We start from the raw sequence: 15,957 nt of genomic DNA, 5'->3' as shown, positions 1-15,957 counted from the left end.
GCCAAAGGGTTTCCCGACCAGTTTTCAACCGGCGATTGCCTTGGCGCGCGCGTTTGTTAAACAGCATGCCATGACCACACTTCCCTGGCACACCAAGCTCGTCCTCGCCTTGCTGGCGTTTCTTCCGGCCTTCTTCCTTGTTTCCGCGCTGGGGACGAAGATCGGGCTGTGGGGCTGGCAGATCGGCCTGCTCGCCCTGACCATGGGCGGCGGGGTCATCCTGCTCGGCATCACGGCCCTGGCGGCGCTGGTATCGCTGATCATCGCCCTGCGCGCCAAGCCGCGCCGCAATCCAGTGCTGGCGGCGGCGATCGTCGGCCTGCTGGTGCCGGGCGCGATCTTCGTGATGTTCATGGCGGCGGGCGTGAAGGCCGGGGAGAACCCGATCCACGACATTTCGACCGACACCGGCAATCCGCCCGCTTTTTCGGACGAGACGCTGGCCGCGCGCGAAGCCGCCGGCGCCAATCCGCTCGCCGACTACCAGACGCCGCTCGGCGAAATCGAGATCTACCAGCAGGGCATTGCGCCCGAACTGGCGGTCAAGTCCCACGCCCAGATCATCACTGCCCGCAAGGACCGCCCCGCCCCGCTGCCATTGGGCGGCGCAAGCAAGGCTCAAGGCGTGGCCGCAGTCGCCGCGGCGATGAGCAAGATGGGTCTCAAGGACATCCGCACCGATGCCGAAGGCGGACGGGTCGAAGGTGTCGACGAGACCTTCTGGTTCGGGTTCCGCGATGATGTCGTCGCCCGGGTCGGCGACCAGCAAATCGATTTCCGCTCGGTCAGCCGGGTCGGGCAGAGCGATCTGGGTGCCAATACCGCGCGTATCGAGGAATTGCGCAAGGAAACCGAGGCGCTGCTCGGGTCGGCCAGTCGCTAATCGCGAAACACGCTCACCGCGACCACACTGCGCTGGAGCACGGTGAGCGCGCATAGCGCCGCATAGCCATAGGCGAGCACCGCGAACCACGCCGGGAACAGGCACATCGCGATGAATACCGCGATCGTCTCGGTCCCCTCGGCGATGCCCGTGGAATAGAAGAAGCTCTTGCGCCCATGCGCCTCGGTCGTGGTGCCGCGCTTGGCCGCGATCACCGCGAAGGCAAGAAAGCTCACCCCGGTCAGCACGAAGCTTGCCACCAGGACCAGCGCCGGAACAGAGTTGGCAGGAGCGAGGATGCCGAAGCCGAGCGGGACGGAGACATAGAAGGCGAAATCCGCGACAATATCGAAATAGCCGCCCAGATCGCTCGGCCCGCGTACGCGTGCTACCGCGCCGTCCAGCCCGTCGAGCAGCCGGTTGGCGATAATCAGCGCAAGACCCCAGCCGACATGGCCGAATGCAATCGCCCCCGCTCCCGCCAGCCCCAGCGCCAGCCCGGTGAAGGTGAGGCCATTGGCGGTAACGCCCAGCCCTGCCAGCACCCTGCCCACCCGGTTCAGCGGCGGATCGATCAGCGGGCGCAGCCGCGCGTCAAGCATAGGTCACCAGCCCGATCCAGGCACCGGTCATGGCGCTGGCGAGATTGCCGGCAATCCAGCTTTTCATGCCCAGCCCCGCGGTTTCCGCGCGGCGTTCGGGGCAGAGCGTGCCGATGGTCGAGACCAGCAGGCCCACGCTGGCTAGGTTCGCCACCCCGCACAGCGCGTAGGTGACAATCAGCAAGCTGCGCGGCCCGAAGGTGCCGGGGGCAAGCGCGGCGAGTTCGAGATAGGCGACATATTCGTTGAGCACCGCCTTGGTGCCCATCAGCGCGCCTGCCGCCTGCGCCTCGGCCCAGGGAACGCCAAGCAGCCACATGAAGGGCGAAAACAGCCAGCCGAAGATCCGCTTGAGCGTCAGCGGCTCGCCCTCCACCAAGGGCAGCAGCGCCAGCGCCTGATCGGCCAGCGCCACGAAAGCGAAAACCACGATGATGACGGCGATCACGGCAAGGAACAGCTGCATCCCGTCCATCGTGCCTTTGACGATCGCGTCGATGCTGCCTTCGTATTTCAGGCCCGGGTCTTCCCTTTCCACCTCGGTCGCGATGTCCTCGAGCGTTCCCGGCACCATCAACCGCGCAATCAGCAGCGCAGCGGGGAGCGAGATCAGCGAGGCGGCAATCATGTGGCCGACCGCGTCCGGCACTGTCTGGCGCAGGGTCGTCGCGTAGAGGATAAGGATCGCGCCCGAAATGGTCGCCATGGTCAGCACCATGATCTGGAACAGTTCGCCACGGCTCATGCGGGCGAACCAGGCACGGGTGACAAGCGGCGCCTCGACCACGCCGAGGAACATGCTCGCTCCGCCCGACAGTCCGACAACACCCGACACGCCGAGGCTCCGGCGCAGCAGGAAGGCAAGGCCGTTCACCATCCAGCGCAGCACGCCCCAGTGCCACAGCAAGGCGGCAAGCGCGGAGAAGACGATCACCAGCGGCAGGATCTGGAAGGCGATGACGAGCGGCGGCTGCGCGCCCTCCTTCAGGGCGAAGGGCAACTCCGCCCCGCCGAGATAGCCGAACATATAGGCAGAACCCTTCAGCGTCGCGGCCTCGATGGCGCTGACGGCGGAATTGGCGAGGCCCACTGCGGTCCACACCGCCGGCACCCGCAGGATCAGCACCGCCAGCAGCCCCTGCAAGGCGAGCGCGCCCAGGGTCCAGCGCCAGCCGGGATGGCCCGCGCGGTTCTCGCTGAGGGCCCAGGCAAGGCCCAGCAGCACCGCCAGCCCGATAAGTCCCCTGAACTGGTCGAACAGCTCCATGCGCGTCAGCCCCGCATCCAGTCGTGATACTTCCCGACCCACTTCAACAGGCCTTCGGGCTTGTGAGCCTTCTTCCAGTTGCCGGCAGCGAACTTGTTGGCCTCCACCATGGTCGGGTAGGCGTGGATCGTGCCGAGGATCTTGTTCAGCCCGATCCCGTGCTTCATCGCCAGCACATATTCGGCGATGAGTTCGCCCGCATGTGCGCCCACGATGGTTGCGCCCAGCACTGTGTCCTTGCCGCCCGCAGGGGTCAGCACCTTGACGAAGCCCCTCGTCTCGCTTTCGGCAATCGCGCGATCGAGATCGTCCAGCTCGTAGCGTGTGACTTCGACCGCGATCCCCTGCTCGGCCGCCTCGCGTTCGTTGAGGCCCACGCGCGCGACTTCGGGATCGAGGAAGGTGACGGCGGGGATCACGCGGTAGTCCGCCTTGAACTTCTTGAACGTCCCGAACAGCGCGTTGACGCTGGCATACCACGCCTGATGGCTGGCGGTGTGGGTGAACTGATACGGCCCCGCCACATCGCCCGCGGCAAAGATGTTGGGAAACTTGGTAGCGAGGAATTCGTCGGTGTTGACGGTCCTGGCGGTGTCGACCCCGATATCCTCCAGCCCGAAGCCGGTCAGCCGCGCCTTGCGCCCCACCGCGACGATCAGCGTATCGAAGGGGATGCGAAGCTCCGCCCCGCCATTTTCAGCAACCAGCACATTGCCTTCGATCCGCACCGCCCGGTGATCTGTGTGAACGCTCACACCATCATCCTCGAGCATCTTGCGGGCGAGCGCGGACACGTCCTCGTCCTCGCGTCCAAGGAGCTGACCGGCCATCTCGACCTGAGAGACTTTCGAGCCGAGGCGTGCAAGTGCTTGCGAAAGCTCGCATCCGATCGGCCCGCCTCCGAGCACCACGACCCGCGCCGGCGCGGTGTCCATCTGCGCAAAAGCCTCCCACATAGTCTCGCTGGTAAGATAGCCGCTATCGGCGATTCCCGGGATATCAGGCACGACGGGCTCTGCGCCTGAAGCTATCACGATGGAGCGGGTGGTCAGCTTCTGGGTACCCCCGTCGTTCAGCGCGATCTCGACCGTCCAGGGATCGATGATGCGGGCATAGCCCTTGACCACATCGACCCCGAGACCTTCGTAACGCTCGACACTGTCATGCGGCTCGATGGCCTTGACCGCTTCCATCACCCGCGCAATGACCGCCTTGAACGGCACCTGCGGTTCGACCGGAGCAAGGCCATAGCTGTCCGCACCGCGCATCATCGCGGCCACCTTGGCGCTCTTGATCAGCGCCTTGGACGGCACGCAGCCGGTGTTGAGACAGTCGCCGCCCATCTCCTTAGCCTCGACCAGCGTCACCTTCGCCTTGACCGTCGCGGCGATATAGGCCGACACCAGCCCCGCCGCGCCCGCGCCGATCACCACCATGTTGCGATCGAATGTCTTGGGCCGATTGAAGCCGGCATAGACCCGGCGGCGCTTGATGATGCCGGTCACCAGCTTGGCGATCCACGGGACGATGCCGAGAAATGCGAAGCTGCCGATCAGAACGGGCGAAAGCAGCCCGCTCGTGCTTTCGATCCGCGCCAGCTGCGTGCCCGCATTCACATAGGCGATGGTGCCCAGCAGCATTCCCAGCTGGCTGACCCACACATAGGTGAGGGTCGGGATACGCGTCAGGCCCATCACCAGATTGACGACGAAAAACGGGAAAACCGGGATCATGCGCAGGGTGAAGAGATAGAACGGCCCGTCGCGCTCCAGCCCGGCGTTGATCGCCTTCAGTCGTTCGCCGAAGCGCGCCTCGATGGAATCGCGCAGCAAATAGCGCGAGGACAGGAAGGCGAGGGTAGCCCCGAGCGTTGAGGCAAAGGAGACGAGGATCGTCCCGGTGACCACCCCGAACAGCGCGCCCGCCGCCAGCGTCATGATCGCCGCTCCGGGGAGCGAGGCTGCGGTAACCGCGACATAGGCAAGGAAGAACACGGCCAGCACGACAAGCGGATTCTCGGCGTAGAAGGCCTCCCACTGGCCCACAGCCTGCTTGATGCCGTCCAGCGTGAGATATTGCCCCAGATCGAAGGCGAAATAGGCGGCCACGACAGCGGCCAGTGCGGCAAGGATAACGAGTTTCTTCAAGGGGCCTCCCGATTGGCTTTCGCGCCCTGCTTTCGGCCAAAGCGCGCCGGTGGTTACGCCGTTCCCGCCAGCTTCGCGTATTGCGCGATCCAGCGCTTGTCGATGGCATGCTTGAGCGCCAGCACGAAAGCCCCCTCCGCCGCCAGCCGCCCATAGCTGGCAATCGCGCGCCCGTCTCCGGTATTCATCAGGTAGAGACTGTTCCCGCGCGGGCGATAGGTGCTGGCCGGGTGCTTGCCTGCCAGCACGCTGCGAAGATTGCCGGCAAGCACCGGCCCGGCGAACACCGCGTGGACGCCGGAATGCGCCAGTGGACGGTCGGCGCGCGCGCTGACGTCGCCGGCAGCGAAAATGCAAGGGTGGGACAGCGAGCGGTGGTGTTCATCGACCAGCGCAAAGCCCGCCTCATCGACGGCGATGCCGCTGGCGCGCACCCAATCGGGCGCGGCGCTACCCAGCGCGGCGACGATAAGATCGGCCGGTTCGAGCTTAGTCTCGCTCGCCGGTATCGCCCCGCCTTCCAGCCGCGCATCGGCAAGATGCAAGGCAATGCCCTGCCGCACCAGCGCGGTTGCGACGCGGCGGCGGACCGCATCCGAAAAGCCCGGAAGCAGACCATCCGCGCCGGTTGCCAGCGCGACTTCAGGCCGCACCTCGGCCCAGGCGAGGTTGCGCAGGCCGAAGGCCAGTTCGACTCCGCCCGCTCCTCCGCCTGCCACCACCACGCGGCGCGGGGGCGGCATCGCGGCGATGCGGGTGACGAAATCCTCGATCGGGCGAATATCGACGAGCCGCGGATCATCGCCCAGCACCGCGCTCCCCCGCCCGACCCCGCCGGTGTCGAGCGAAACGCAATCGAAGGCGAGGCGCGCGCCGCTGTCGGTGGTGACTTCCCGGACTAGCGGGTCGAGCGCCGCACAGCGCCCCGGCAGCCATTCCACTCCCGCACGGCAGGCGAGCGCGGCGAGATCGACCAGCCCCTCGTCCTGCCCGTGCTGTCCCGCCAGCCAGCCCGGCACCATGCCCGAATAGCGCAGCACCGGATGCGGGGTCAGCAGCACGGTGCGCGTGCCGGCGGGAGGGCCTTGGCGGATCCAGTCAGCCAGAACCGCGACATGGGCATGGCCGCCGCCCACCAGCAGCAGCGTGCGCCCTTGCGCGGCGGTTGGGGCCGAAGTCATCGGGGCCTCATGCCCGATTGCGCCCGGTTCAGCTACCGGCAAGGTTGATGCGCTAACGCGCTCGCCAAGCGACAATGCCTCGCAATAGCTTGATTTAGGTTCATATCTTCATGATTTGGCACATTAGCTCGGGACCGGAACCCTCGGCCCGCTGGGCGATTAAACATTTGCAGCCGAAGCTGTTGCGCGGCATGCACCGGGCCTGCACAAGCCGGAGCGCAGGCAACGGGGAAGCGCACGCATGTGAAACGCGTGCTATCCGGTGCCCGATGGACGGCACGAATACAGGTTCTGGACAGAAAGGCTTCCATGGCGGTTGAAGGCCCCTCCTACGGCTCGCAGATATCGCTGACCAAATTCTTCCGGATCTTTGCCGAGATCCTGAAGCCGGAGAGCAGTTTCTACTGGCTGGCCGTGGTCTACGGCATCGGCATCAGCCTGCTCAGCCTCGCCACGCCGATTTCGGTGCAGATGCTGATCAACACCGTCGCCAACACCGCCATGCCCGCGCCGCTGGTGATGCTGTCGATCACGCTGTTCGTGCTGCTGCTGTTTTCCTCGCTGCTCTATGCCCTGCGCATTCACCTGATGGAGCTGTTCGCGCGGCGCTTTTACGCCCGTATGGTAAGCGAGATTTCGCTGATCGCGATCTACGCCCAGAACCCGTTCTTCAGCGACACCACCCGCGGCGCGCTGTTCAACCGGTATTTCGACGTGATGGTGATCATGTCGCGCATGCCGATCCTGATCCTCGACGGGTTCTCGATCCTGCTCGGCATCGCCGTCGGCTTTGTGCTGGTGTCGCTCTATCACCCGCTGTTCCTGATCTTCACGCTGGTGATGATCGTGCTGATCTGGATCGTCTGGCTGACCTGGGGCAGCCGCGCGATCCGCGCAGCGATCGACGTGTCCCACGCCAAGCACGGCACGGCAGTCTGGCTGGAGCAGATCGGCGAATCCAACGGCTTCTTCAAGTCGCAGCAGCGCGTCGACTATGCCATTGCCGAGACCGACCGGGTCACCCACGGCTATCTCAAGGCGCGGCGGCATTACTTCCGCCAGCATTTCTCGCAGACGCTCTCGTTCCTGTTCATGTATGCGCTGGCAAGCGCGGTACTTCTGGGGCTGGGCGGCTGGCTGGTGATCCAGTTCGAGTTGACCCTCGGCCAGCTGGTAGCGGCCGAACTGGTGCTCTCGGCAGCCTTCTTCGGGGTGTCGCAGCTGGGCAACTATCTCAACTATTTCTACGAAATGTGCGCGGCGGGCGAGGAAATCTCGCTGTTCTTCGATGTCGAGCAGGAAAAGCCCGGCGGGGCCGACCCGATCAGCGGAGAGGATCACACACTGGCATTCCGACAAGTGCGAGGTCGCGCGCGCTACGAGGAAGCCGAGCTCGATTTTACCATTCCCAGCGGCGCGGTGGTGATGGCCTCGACCAGCCAGCACGGCCTCCAACGCCTGTTCACCAATGTCATAAAGCTCTACGAATTCCCGGCCACGGGCTATTGCACGCTCGGCGGCACCGACATCAAGGATATCGAGGCGCATCACCTGCGCATGGCGATTTACGTGCTCGACCGGCCGACCTTCGTGCCGATGACGATCCGGCAATATCTCAGCCTGTCCTGCCCCAGCGGAGAAAGCTGGCGGATGCTGGATGCGCTGCAGGCAGTCGGGCTGGCCGAAACCATCCCCGGCCTTCCGAACGGGCTGGACACCAAAATCGCGGCGACCGGCTATCCGCTCTCCACGGTCGAACTGCTCAAGCTCAAGCTGGCGAGCGCGATCCTCGCCCGGCCGCGGGTGCTGGTGCTGACCCGCCTGTTCGACCTGATCGAGGCCGATGACCTCGCGCGCGCGCTCGCCGCATTGCGCGCCCAGGCCTTCACCACGGTGGTCTATTTCTCCAACCGCGAGACAGCGCTGGGCTGCGACCGCTTCCTGCATATGGAGGCGCGCGCGCAGCGCTGGTTCGACAACTTCGCCGAATTCGCCGCAGTTCGCCGCGAACGGCGCAGTGTCGCAGGCGACGCCGCCAGCCTGCGCGCCGAGCTTGGCTCTTCGGGCACGGGAGGCGAGGCATGAGCGCGCTGCAACGCCTGCCGCACCGCTTCACGGCGCTGGAATCGGTCAAGATCCCGCGCGTGATGCGCACCGTGTTCTACATGCTGCTGGTGGCCTTTCTGTCGGCGCTGGTGTTCCTGATCTATGCCCCCTGGGTGCAGACCGCGACCGGACGAGGGCAGGTCAACACCCTCAATCCCAATGAACGCAAGCAGGATATCAACGCCCTGGTGCCGGGCCGGATCGAGGAATGGTATGTGCGCGACGGCAGCGCCATCAAGGCGGGCGATCCGATCGTGCGGATTGCCGATATCGACCCGCAACTGATCGAGCGTCTGCAGGCCGAGCGGCAGCAGGTCCAGCTGCAATTGCAGGCCGCCCAGAGCGCGCTCGCCACCGCGCGGCTCGATGAACGCCGCGCGCGCGAACTGTTCGAGGCCGGCCTTGCCGCAAGGCGCGATTTCGAACAGGCGCAGATCCGTATCGCCGAGATGGAAGGCCGGGTTGCCGCAGCCCAGGCCAATCTCAACCGCGCCGACGTCAACCTGTCGCGCCAGTCGGTGCAGATCGTGCGCGCGCCGCGCGACGGGTTCATCCAGAGCCTCAACGCCGGCGACGCGGCAACCTATATCAACGCGGGTGACGTGCTGGCGACCTTCGTTCCCGACGGTGCCGAGCGGGTGGTCGAAATCTTCATCGACGGGCGCGACGTCGCGCTGGTCAAGCGCGGTGACAAGGCGCGGGTGATGTTCGAAGGCTGGCCTGCGGTGCAATTCTCCGGCTGGCCCTCGGTCGCCGTCGGCACCTTCGGCGGGATCGTCGTCGCGGTCGACCAGTCGGCCCAGCCCAATGGCCGTTTCCGCGTGCTGATCGCCGAGGACAAGGCCGATGCCCACCCCTGGCCGGAAGAGCGCTTCGTTCGCTTCGGCGCCAAGGCGCAGGCCTGGGTGCTGCTCGAGACGGTACCGGTCGGCTACGAAATCTGGCGCCAGCTCAACAATTTCCCGCCGGAACTGCCGCCGGGTGAAACAGCCGCTGCCGGCGAGTGACGATGCGCGGCGGCCTTGCCCTTGCCGGATGGCCCTGGCTCGCCTGCGGTGCCGCGCTGCTGGCGCTGGCGCCCGCAGCGGCACTGGCACAGGATATCGCGCCGCTCGGCGATCCGATCGAAGAGGCGTTGACCACCGGCCCGCTGCTGCCCGAAGAAGTGCTGCGCTCCTCGGCGCTCACCTTCCCTTCGATCCTCGAGGCCTTCGAACGCGAGGCCGCGGCGCGTTCCGACCAGCTTGCCGCGGACGGGGCCTTCGACCTGATGCTCAAGGGCGAGGCCTATGATCGCGTCACCGGCACATTCTCCGGCGGTTTCGCCAAGGCCGAGGCCCGCCAGCCATTGCGGCCCTTAGGCGCGGAAGTATTCGGCAGCTACCGGGTCTCGGACGGGCGATTCCCGATCTACGAGAACATCAACAATACCAACCAGCTGGGTGAGGTAAAGGTCGGCGCGCTGTTCTCCCTGCTGCGCAACCGCGACATCGATAGCCGCCGCTTCGGGATCGAGGACACCCGGCTGGCCGCCAGCCAGGCGCAGCTTGATGTTATGCTGGTGCAGCTGAACGTCCAGCACGAGGCACTGCGCGCCTATTGGCGCTGGGTCGCGGCGGGCGAGGAAATCCGCGTGTTCGAGGAGCTGCTCGAAATCGCCGAGGCGCGGCAGGTGGGCCTTGCACGCGAGGTGAGCGAAGGCGCGCGCCCGCGCATCGCGCTGACCGAGAACGAACAGAACCTGCTGATCCGCCGCTCGCTGCTCGAAGAGGCGAAGCGCAATTTCCTGATCGCCGCGAACAGTCTCGGCTTTTACCTGCGCGGATCGGACGGGAAGATGATCGTGCCCACCCGCGAGATGCTGCCCGATCAGGCGCGCATGGAGGCCGTCGCCCCGGTCGAGGAACTTGTCGCGACCCCGGTGAGCGAGGTAATCCAGCGGCGGCCCGAACTCCAGACCTTCAAACTGGCACTGGAGCGGGCCAACAACCGCGTGGCGCTGCGGCGCAACGACCTTCAGCCCAGGCTTGACGCCAGCGTCGAATTGTCACGCGATTTCGGTGCGATCGGCGATGGCGGACCCACCTTCGATTCGACCGATACGGTGGTGGGCCTGACCTTCACGGTTCCGCTCCAGCGGCGCGAGGCTCGCGGACGATTGCAGCGCGCCGAGGCCGAACTGCGCGAAACCGAACTGCGCCAGCGCCGGATTGCCGACCAGATCACAACCGAGGTCAGCAATATCATCGACAATCTCTCGGCCGCCCTAAGGATAGCCGATCTCGCCGATGCCGAGGTCAAGCAGGCGAACACGATGGTGCAGGCCGAACGTACCCGTTTTCGCCTCGGCGCGGGCGAGTTCTTCCTCGTCAACGCGCGCGAGGAAGCCGCCGCCAACGCCCAGGTCAAGGCGATCCGCGCCAAGCTCGCCGGCCGCCTGGCGGAGGCGAGCTATAATGCGGCGACTATGAACCTTGACGCGCTGGGTCTGGAGTAGCCAGAGGCTCTCCCTCGCCGCCCATGCCCGCTTCGGTTTCGGCAGCCGCCGCTCCGGTCGTCTCCGTGGCAGGGGCGGGGGCAGGCTCGACCTCGACCTTGCCCTCGGCCAGTCCGACCAGATCGATCGGAATGTCACGGTCATACCCCAGAACCCCCGGCACCGGCGGAATCCGTCCGACCAGCGCGCTCAGGAAGTTGTTGCGCTTGCCCGCGGCACGCAGCTCGGCTTTAGCGTGGGGATACTGCGCCAGCGCCTCCGGCACGCTCCAGTCGGTGGGAACCGCCGGGCGATCGGGCAACAGGGTGCGTTCGAAGGTCGATTGCTCCAGCGCCGCGCGGTCAGCCCAACCCAGGCTAAGGAAGTCGCCGAGCGAGGTAATCTGCCCCGCCTTGGCCTCGAACTTCACCGAACCCATGCAATAGCAAACACCAAAGGTCTGCGTGCCGGGCAGGTAGAGGATCGGCCCGAGATAGGTATATTCGCCCGGCTCGACCTCGACGAGGTAGCTGTAGGTCTTTGTCTCGCCATCGGTCTTCTCGAAGACGAATTGCGGACCGAAAGGCACGATCATGCGCGTTTCGATCGGGGCGATGGCAAAGTTTTCCTCGGTCGGCTCGATCGGCTTTTCGGCTCCCTTGCGCCCGCTCTTCTGGATCACCTCCCAGCTTGCCAGCCGGCGAGGATATCGTTTGACTTCCTCTTCGAACTCCTCGCGCCACTTCGCCTCGAAATTGGCAATCTCCCCGGTGCTCGGGGTCTTGAGGAAGACTCCATTGGTGCGGTTGGCCGGGCTGCGCACGAAGATGTAAGCCTTCGCCGGATCGATTTTCTGCTTGCCCGAGACAAGGTTCTTGGCCTCGACCGCCTTGTATTCGGCGATGTCGGGCTTCGTCTTCTCGGCGGCGACAGGCGCGGCGACGAGCGCGAGTGCGCCCGCGATCAGGGTCACTATGCGCTTCATGGTTCAAGCACCTCGTATTGCGGTTTGGGGCCGGAGGCGACGCGCGCCTGCTTGAGCAGCGCGGCCTCGCGATCCTTGGCATTCTCGCGGTTCAGCCCTTCCTCGAAATGGAATTCCTGCCACAGATCCTTTTCCAGGCCGTAGCGGTCATAGCCCTTGTAGAACATGCAGTTGCGCAGGTTGATACGCTTGATCCGGCGCCGTTCGGCGCTACCGAAGATGGCATCGGCCATCAGCCCGCCAATCGCCCCGCCGATACCTCCGGCCAGCATGCCGTAATTCGCCGAGGCCGCCGCAATCGCCGCGTCATTGGCGCCCATGTAGAAATTGATCCCGCTGGCGAGCGAATCGCATTCTGTGATGTCGGCATAGGCGCGGCTGAAGTCCGTCCCTTCGCGGTGGAAGAAGAAATACTTGTCGAAATCCGCCGCGATCCTTTCATCGGGCGTGTAGGCAAGTTCGGGCATGGCAATCGCCTCGATCTCACCGGCGGAGAAGATCTTCATCTCCGGCTCGCTCTTGATCGCCTGCGCCTGTGCCACCGCGGCAAGCGGCAGCAGCGCAAGGCCCGTCCATCGGACCATTCGCATAGTGTAAGGTTCCCCCGTTGTGATCCCTGCCTGCGAATTCGCACAAGTCGGCAGATGCGACAAGCAGGCCGATTCTGGCGCGATCAAATATTGAGGTGGATAACCTAAAGCTTGCCGCGCAGCGCCTGATAGGCCGCTGCCGCAACGGTGTTGGCAAGGTTCAGTGAGCGGATGACATCGGATCGCATCGGAAGCTTGAACAGCCGCTCAGGGTGCTGGTCGATGATCGCCTGCGGGATGCCTTTGGTCTCCTGGCCGAACACCAGAAAGGCGTCTTCGGGATAGTCGGGCTCATAGAACGAGCGCGCGCCGTACTCCTCGAACAGGAACAGCTGGTCGGGACGCGGAGTGCGCGCCGTGAGGAAAGCCTCCCAGCTGGCATATTCGGTCAGCCGCACATGCGGCCAGTAATCGAGGCCCGAGCGTTTCACCCGCTTGTCGCTTATCTCGAACCCCAAGGGGTGGATCAGGATCAACTCCATATCCAGCGCCACACAGGTACGCCCCACCGCCCCGGTATTGCCGGGGATTTCGGGCTGGACGAGGACGATGGCGGTCATCGGGACGAGGCCCATGCGGGTCTTTGGCCTCAGCCCAGCTTGTCCTTCAGCAGCTGGTTGACCACGCCCGGATTGGCCTTGCCCGCCATCGCCTTCATCACCTGGCCGACAAAGAAACCGAACAGCTTGTCCTTGCCGCCGCGATAGTCCTCGACCTTGTCGGGATTGGCGGCGATGACGGCATCGATCGCGGCTTCGATCGCGCCGGTATCGGAGACCTGCTTCAGACCTTCGGCTTCGGCGATTTCGGCCGGATCGCGGCCGGTCTTCAGCACGATCTCGAAGATTTCCTTGGCCTGTCCGCCGCTGATCTCGCCCTTGTCCTGCATCGCGAGGATCGCCGCCTGCGCGGCTGCGGTGGCATTGGCGGGATCACCCTCGTCGCCCAGCGCCTTGACCACCCCCGGCGCGACCGAGAGCGACCAGTTGGCGACCTGCGTGGCGACCTCGGGTTCAACCTTGCCAATGGTGTTTGCGGTTTCGGCCAGCAGGGTTTCAAAGCGGGCGAAGGTTTCGACCTCGGCGGTCAGCTCACGCGCGTTGTAGGGCGTGAGGCCAAGCACCTCGACGTAACGCTTGCGCTTGGCATCGGGCAGCTCCGGCAGGCTGGCGCGGCATTCGGCTAGGAAATCCTCCTCCAGCACCAGCGGCAGCAGATCGGGATCGGGGAAGTAGCGATAGTCGTGCGCGTCTTCCTTGCTGCGCATGGTGCGCGTGGTGCCGGTGCCGGGGTCGAACAGGCGGGTTTCCTGCACCACCGTGCCGCCGGCTTCCAGCACATCGACCTGCCGCATCGCCTCATGCTCGATCGCCTGCATGACGAAGCGCACGGAGTTGACGTTCTTGGTCTCGGTGCGGGTGCCGAACGGCTCGCCGGGGCGGCGCACCGAGACGTTGACGTCGGCGCGCATCGAGCCTTCTTCCATATTGCCGTCGCAGCTTCCGACATAGCGCAGGATGCTGCGCAGCTTCCTCACATAGGCCCCGGCTTCCGCGGGCGAGCGCATGTCGGGCTTGGAGACGATCTCCATCAGCGCCACGCCCGAGCGGTTGAGGTCGACATAGGACATGGTCGGGTGCTGATCGTGCATCAGCTTGCCCGCGTCCTGTTCGACGTGGATGCGCTCGATGCCGATGACCTTGTCTTCGGGAATGCCCGCCTTCTCGTCCGCCTCGATCAGCAACGAGCCCTCACCCACCAGCGGGTGATAGAGCTGGCTGATCTGGTAGCCCTGCGGCAAGTCGGCGTAGAAGTAGTTCTTGCGGTCGAACCGCGACCACGCGTTGATCTGCGCCTCGATCGCCATGCCGGTGCGCACCGCCTGGCGGATGCATTCGCGGTTGGGCACGGGCAGCATACCCGGCATCGCGGCATCGACGAGGGAGACCTGGCTGTTCGGCTCGGCCCCGAACGCGGTCGCCGCACCACTGAACAGCTTGGAGTTCGAGGTCACCTGCGCGTGGACTTCAAGGCCGATCACGACCTCCCATTCGCCGGTAGCGCCCTGAATGCGGTAGTTGCTCATTTCACTTCCTCGTCCTCGATCACCTTGCCATCCGGCCCGAACCGCATCTCGCCGTGATCGACGTTCTTCCTGACCCAATTCGCGACCATGAAGGTCACCGGCACCGCAAGGGCAATGCCGATCCCGGCAAGCAGCAGCGGCGTATCGAGACTCACCACCACTTGTCCGGCATCGCGGTGAAACCCGCGCGTTCCTGGATCGCCAGCCCCGCATCGAGCACGCCCTGTTCGTCGAACGGGCGGCCCACGAGTTGCAACCCAAGCGGAAGGCCATCGGCGTTGACCGTCGCCGGAACGCTCATCGCGGGAAGGCCCGCGAGGCTGGCGGGGACCGCGAAGACGTCGTTCAGATACATCGTCAGCGGGTCTTCGTTCATCGAACCCAGCGGGAAGCTCGCCGTCGGCGTGGTCGGCGCGAGGATCACGTCGCACTGCTCGAAGGCACGCTCGAAATCGCGGGCCACCAGCGCGCGAACCTTCTGCGCCTGCGTGTAATAGGCATCATAGAAGCCCGCCGAGAGCACATAGGTGCCGATCAGGATGCGGCGCTTGACCTCGTCCCCGAACCCGGCGGCGCGGGTGGCGGCATACATATCCTGCAGGCCGACGCCATCGGGCAGATCGCGCATGCCATAACGCACCCCGTCATAGCGTGCGAGGTTGCTCGATGCCTCGGCGGGGGCGACGATGTAATAGGCGGGCAGCGCATATTTGGTGTGCGGCAGCGAGACGTCGACGATCTCCGCGCCCGCGTCCTTCAGCCACGCCTTGCCCTGCTCCCACGAATCGAGGATCGCTTGATCGGTGCCCGCCATCCGGTATTCGCGCGGGATGCCGACCTTTTTGCCGCGCAGGTCGCTGTTCAGCGCGGCTTCCCAGTCGGGAACGTCCATCTGCAGCGAAGTTGCATCCTTGGGATCGAAGCCGGCCATGGCGCCAAGCATGATCGCGCAATCTTCCACCGAGCGCGCCATCGGCCCGGCCTGATCGAGCGACGAGGCGAAAGCGACGATGCCCCAGCGCGAACAGCGGCCATAGGTCGGCTTGATCCCGCAGATGCCGGTAAAGGCCGCGGGCTGGCGGATCGAGCCGCCGGTGTCGGTGCCGGTCGCGGCAGGCGCAATTCGCGCAGCCACAGCCGCCGAGGAACCGCCCGAGGACCCGCCGGGCGACATGGCCGCGTTGGAACCGGCCTTCTTCCACGGCGAGGTGACATTGCCAAAATAACTCGTCTCGTTCGACGAACCCATCGCGAACTGGTCGAGGTTGAGCTTGCCCAGCATCCCTGCGCCCGCGTCCCACAGCTTCTGCGAGACGGTGGATTCATAACGAGGCTCGAAGCCTTCGAGAATGTGGCTCGCAGCGGTGGTCTGCACGCCATGGGTAGCAAACAGGTCCTTCATGCCGATCGGCACGCCTGCCATGCGGCCCAGTTCCTCGCCAGCAGCACGCGCCGCGTCCACCTTGTCGGCGGCGGCAAGCGCGTGATCCGGGGTGGTGACGATGAAGGCGTTGAGCGCGGCGGCTTCGGCCACTGCGGTATTGAAAGCTTCCGCCACTTCGCGGGCGGTGAAGCTGCCACCACGAACGCCGTCGCGGATGTCCTTGACACCAAGAGAGGTCAGGTCGGTCATG

14 protein-coding genes are annotated in these 15,957 nt (G+C 65.3%); 4 read left to right on the top strand and 10 right to left on the bottom strand.

Annotated elements, in window-relative coordinates:
* Positions 1-70: 70 nt before the first annotated feature.
* Complete coding sequence (locus I603_RS11655; protein WP_068865246.1) at positions 71-883, top strand: DUF1499 domain-containing protein; 813 nt, start codon at positions 71-73, stop codon at positions 881-883.
* On the opposite strand, the gene I603_RS11650 is transcribed toward I603_RS11655, so the two are convergent.
* From I603_RS11650 to I603_RS11635, 4 genes are read right to left on the bottom strand one after another with little or no spacing between them, the layout of a single operon-like run.
* Positions 880-1,485: a CDP-alcohol phosphatidyltransferase family protein gene (locus I603_RS11650; RefSeq protein ID WP_068865245.1), complete on the bottom strand. Its 606-nt coding sequence runs from the start codon at positions 1,483-1,485 to the stop codon at positions 880-882. The two genes, I603_RS11655 and I603_RS11650, sit on opposite strands and share 4 nt — an antisense overlap.
* Entirely contained in the window at positions 1,478-2,794 is a 1,317-nt protein-coding gene (locus I603_RS11645) for a NupC/NupG family nucleoside CNT transporter (protein WP_232305368.1), read from the bottom strand. The genes I603_RS11650 and I603_RS11645 overlap by 8 nt, the downstream gene beginning before the upstream one ends.
* Positions 2,758-4,899 (bottom strand): FAD-dependent oxidoreductase, encoded by a 2,142-nt coding sequence (locus I603_RS11640; protein WP_068865242.1) that lies wholly within the window; start codon positions 4,897-4,899, stop codon positions 2,758-2,760. The genes I603_RS11645 and I603_RS11640 overlap by 37 nt, the downstream gene beginning before the upstream one ends.
* Positions 4,900-4,952: 53 nt before the next feature.
* A complete protein-coding gene (locus I603_RS11635) occupies positions 4,953-6,080 on the bottom strand; it encodes an FAD-dependent oxidoreductase (RefSeq protein WP_068865240.1) in 1,128 nt (375 codons plus the stop codon).
* A 309-nt stretch (positions 6,081-6,389) separates the two neighbouring features.
* On the opposite strand from I603_RS11635, the gene I603_RS11630 reads away from it, so the two are divergent.
* From I603_RS11630 to I603_RS11620, 3 genes are read left to right on the top strand one after another with little or no spacing between them, the layout of a single operon-like run.
* Positions 6,390-8,165 (top strand): ABC transporter transmembrane domain-containing protein, encoded by a 1,776-nt coding sequence (locus I603_RS11630; protein ID WP_068865238.1) that lies wholly within the window; start codon positions 6,390-6,392, stop codon positions 8,163-8,165.
* Complete coding sequence (locus tag I603_RS11625) at positions 8,162-9,193, top strand: HlyD family secretion protein (RefSeq protein WP_068865236.1); 1,032 nt, start codon at positions 8,162-8,164, stop codon at positions 9,191-9,193. Before I603_RS11630 ends, I603_RS11625 begins: the two co-directional genes overlap by 4 nt.
* 2 nt (positions 9,194-9,195) lie before the next feature.
* The gene (locus tag I603_RS11620) at positions 9,196-10,683 is read left to right on the top strand and encodes a TolC family protein (protein ID WP_084440075.1); all 1,488 of its coding nucleotides are present in this window, start codon (positions 9,196-9,198) and stop codon (positions 10,681-10,683) included.
* Here I603_RS11620 and I603_RS11615 read toward each other — a convergent pair.
* The 6 genes from I603_RS11615 to gatA all read right to left on the bottom strand — a co-directional run bounded on the left by I603_RS11615 (position 10,652) and on the right by gatA (position 15,956).
* The gene (locus I603_RS11615; RefSeq protein WP_068865234.1) at positions 10,652-11,647 is read right to left on the bottom strand and encodes a YfjI family protein; all 996 of its coding nucleotides are present in this window, start codon (positions 11,645-11,647) and stop codon (positions 10,652-10,654) included. The two genes, I603_RS11620 and I603_RS11615, sit on opposite strands and share 32 nt — an antisense overlap.
* On the bottom strand, positions 11,644-12,237 hold the full coding sequence (locus I603_RS11610; RefSeq protein WP_068865232.1) for a hypothetical protein: 594 nt from the start codon (positions 12,235-12,237) through the stop codon (positions 11,644-11,646). The genes I603_RS11615 and I603_RS11610 overlap by 4 nt, the downstream gene beginning before the upstream one ends.
* 104 nt (positions 12,238-12,341) lie before the next feature.
* Positions 12,342-12,797 (bottom strand): tRNA (cytidine(34)-2'-O)-methyltransferase, encoded by a 456-nt coding sequence (locus I603_RS11605; RefSeq protein ID WP_068865488.1) that lies wholly within the window; start codon positions 12,795-12,797, stop codon positions 12,342-12,344.
* A 29-nt stretch (positions 12,798-12,826) separates the two neighbouring features.
* A complete protein-coding gene (gene gatB, locus I603_RS11600) occupies positions 12,827-14,323 on the bottom strand; it encodes an Asp-tRNA(Asn)/Glu-tRNA(Gln) amidotransferase subunit GatB (protein ID WP_068865229.1) in 1,497 nt (498 codons plus the stop codon).
* Positions 14,320-14,478: a glutamyl-tRNA amidotransferase gene (locus I603_RS11595; RefSeq protein WP_232305367.1), complete on the bottom strand. Its 159-nt coding sequence runs from the start codon at positions 14,476-14,478 to the stop codon at positions 14,320-14,322. Before I603_RS11595 ends, gatB begins: the two co-directional genes overlap by 4 nt.
* Complete coding sequence (gene gatA, locus I603_RS11590) at positions 14,475-15,956, bottom strand: Asp-tRNA(Asn)/Glu-tRNA(Gln) amidotransferase subunit GatA (protein WP_068865225.1); 1,482 nt, start codon at positions 15,954-15,956, stop codon at positions 14,475-14,477. The genes I603_RS11595 and gatA overlap by 4 nt, the downstream gene beginning before the upstream one ends.
* Between the last annotated feature and the right edge of the window lies 1 nt (position 15,957).

Source organism: Erythrobacter dokdonensis DSW-74, from assembly GCF_001677335.1.
Classification (GTDB): Bacteria; Pseudomonadota; Alphaproteobacteria; order Sphingomonadales; family Sphingomonadaceae; genus Erythrobacter; species Erythrobacter dokdonensis.
Note: the sequence above shows the minus strand (reverse complement) of the source record. Positions and strands in the feature narration are given on the sequence as shown.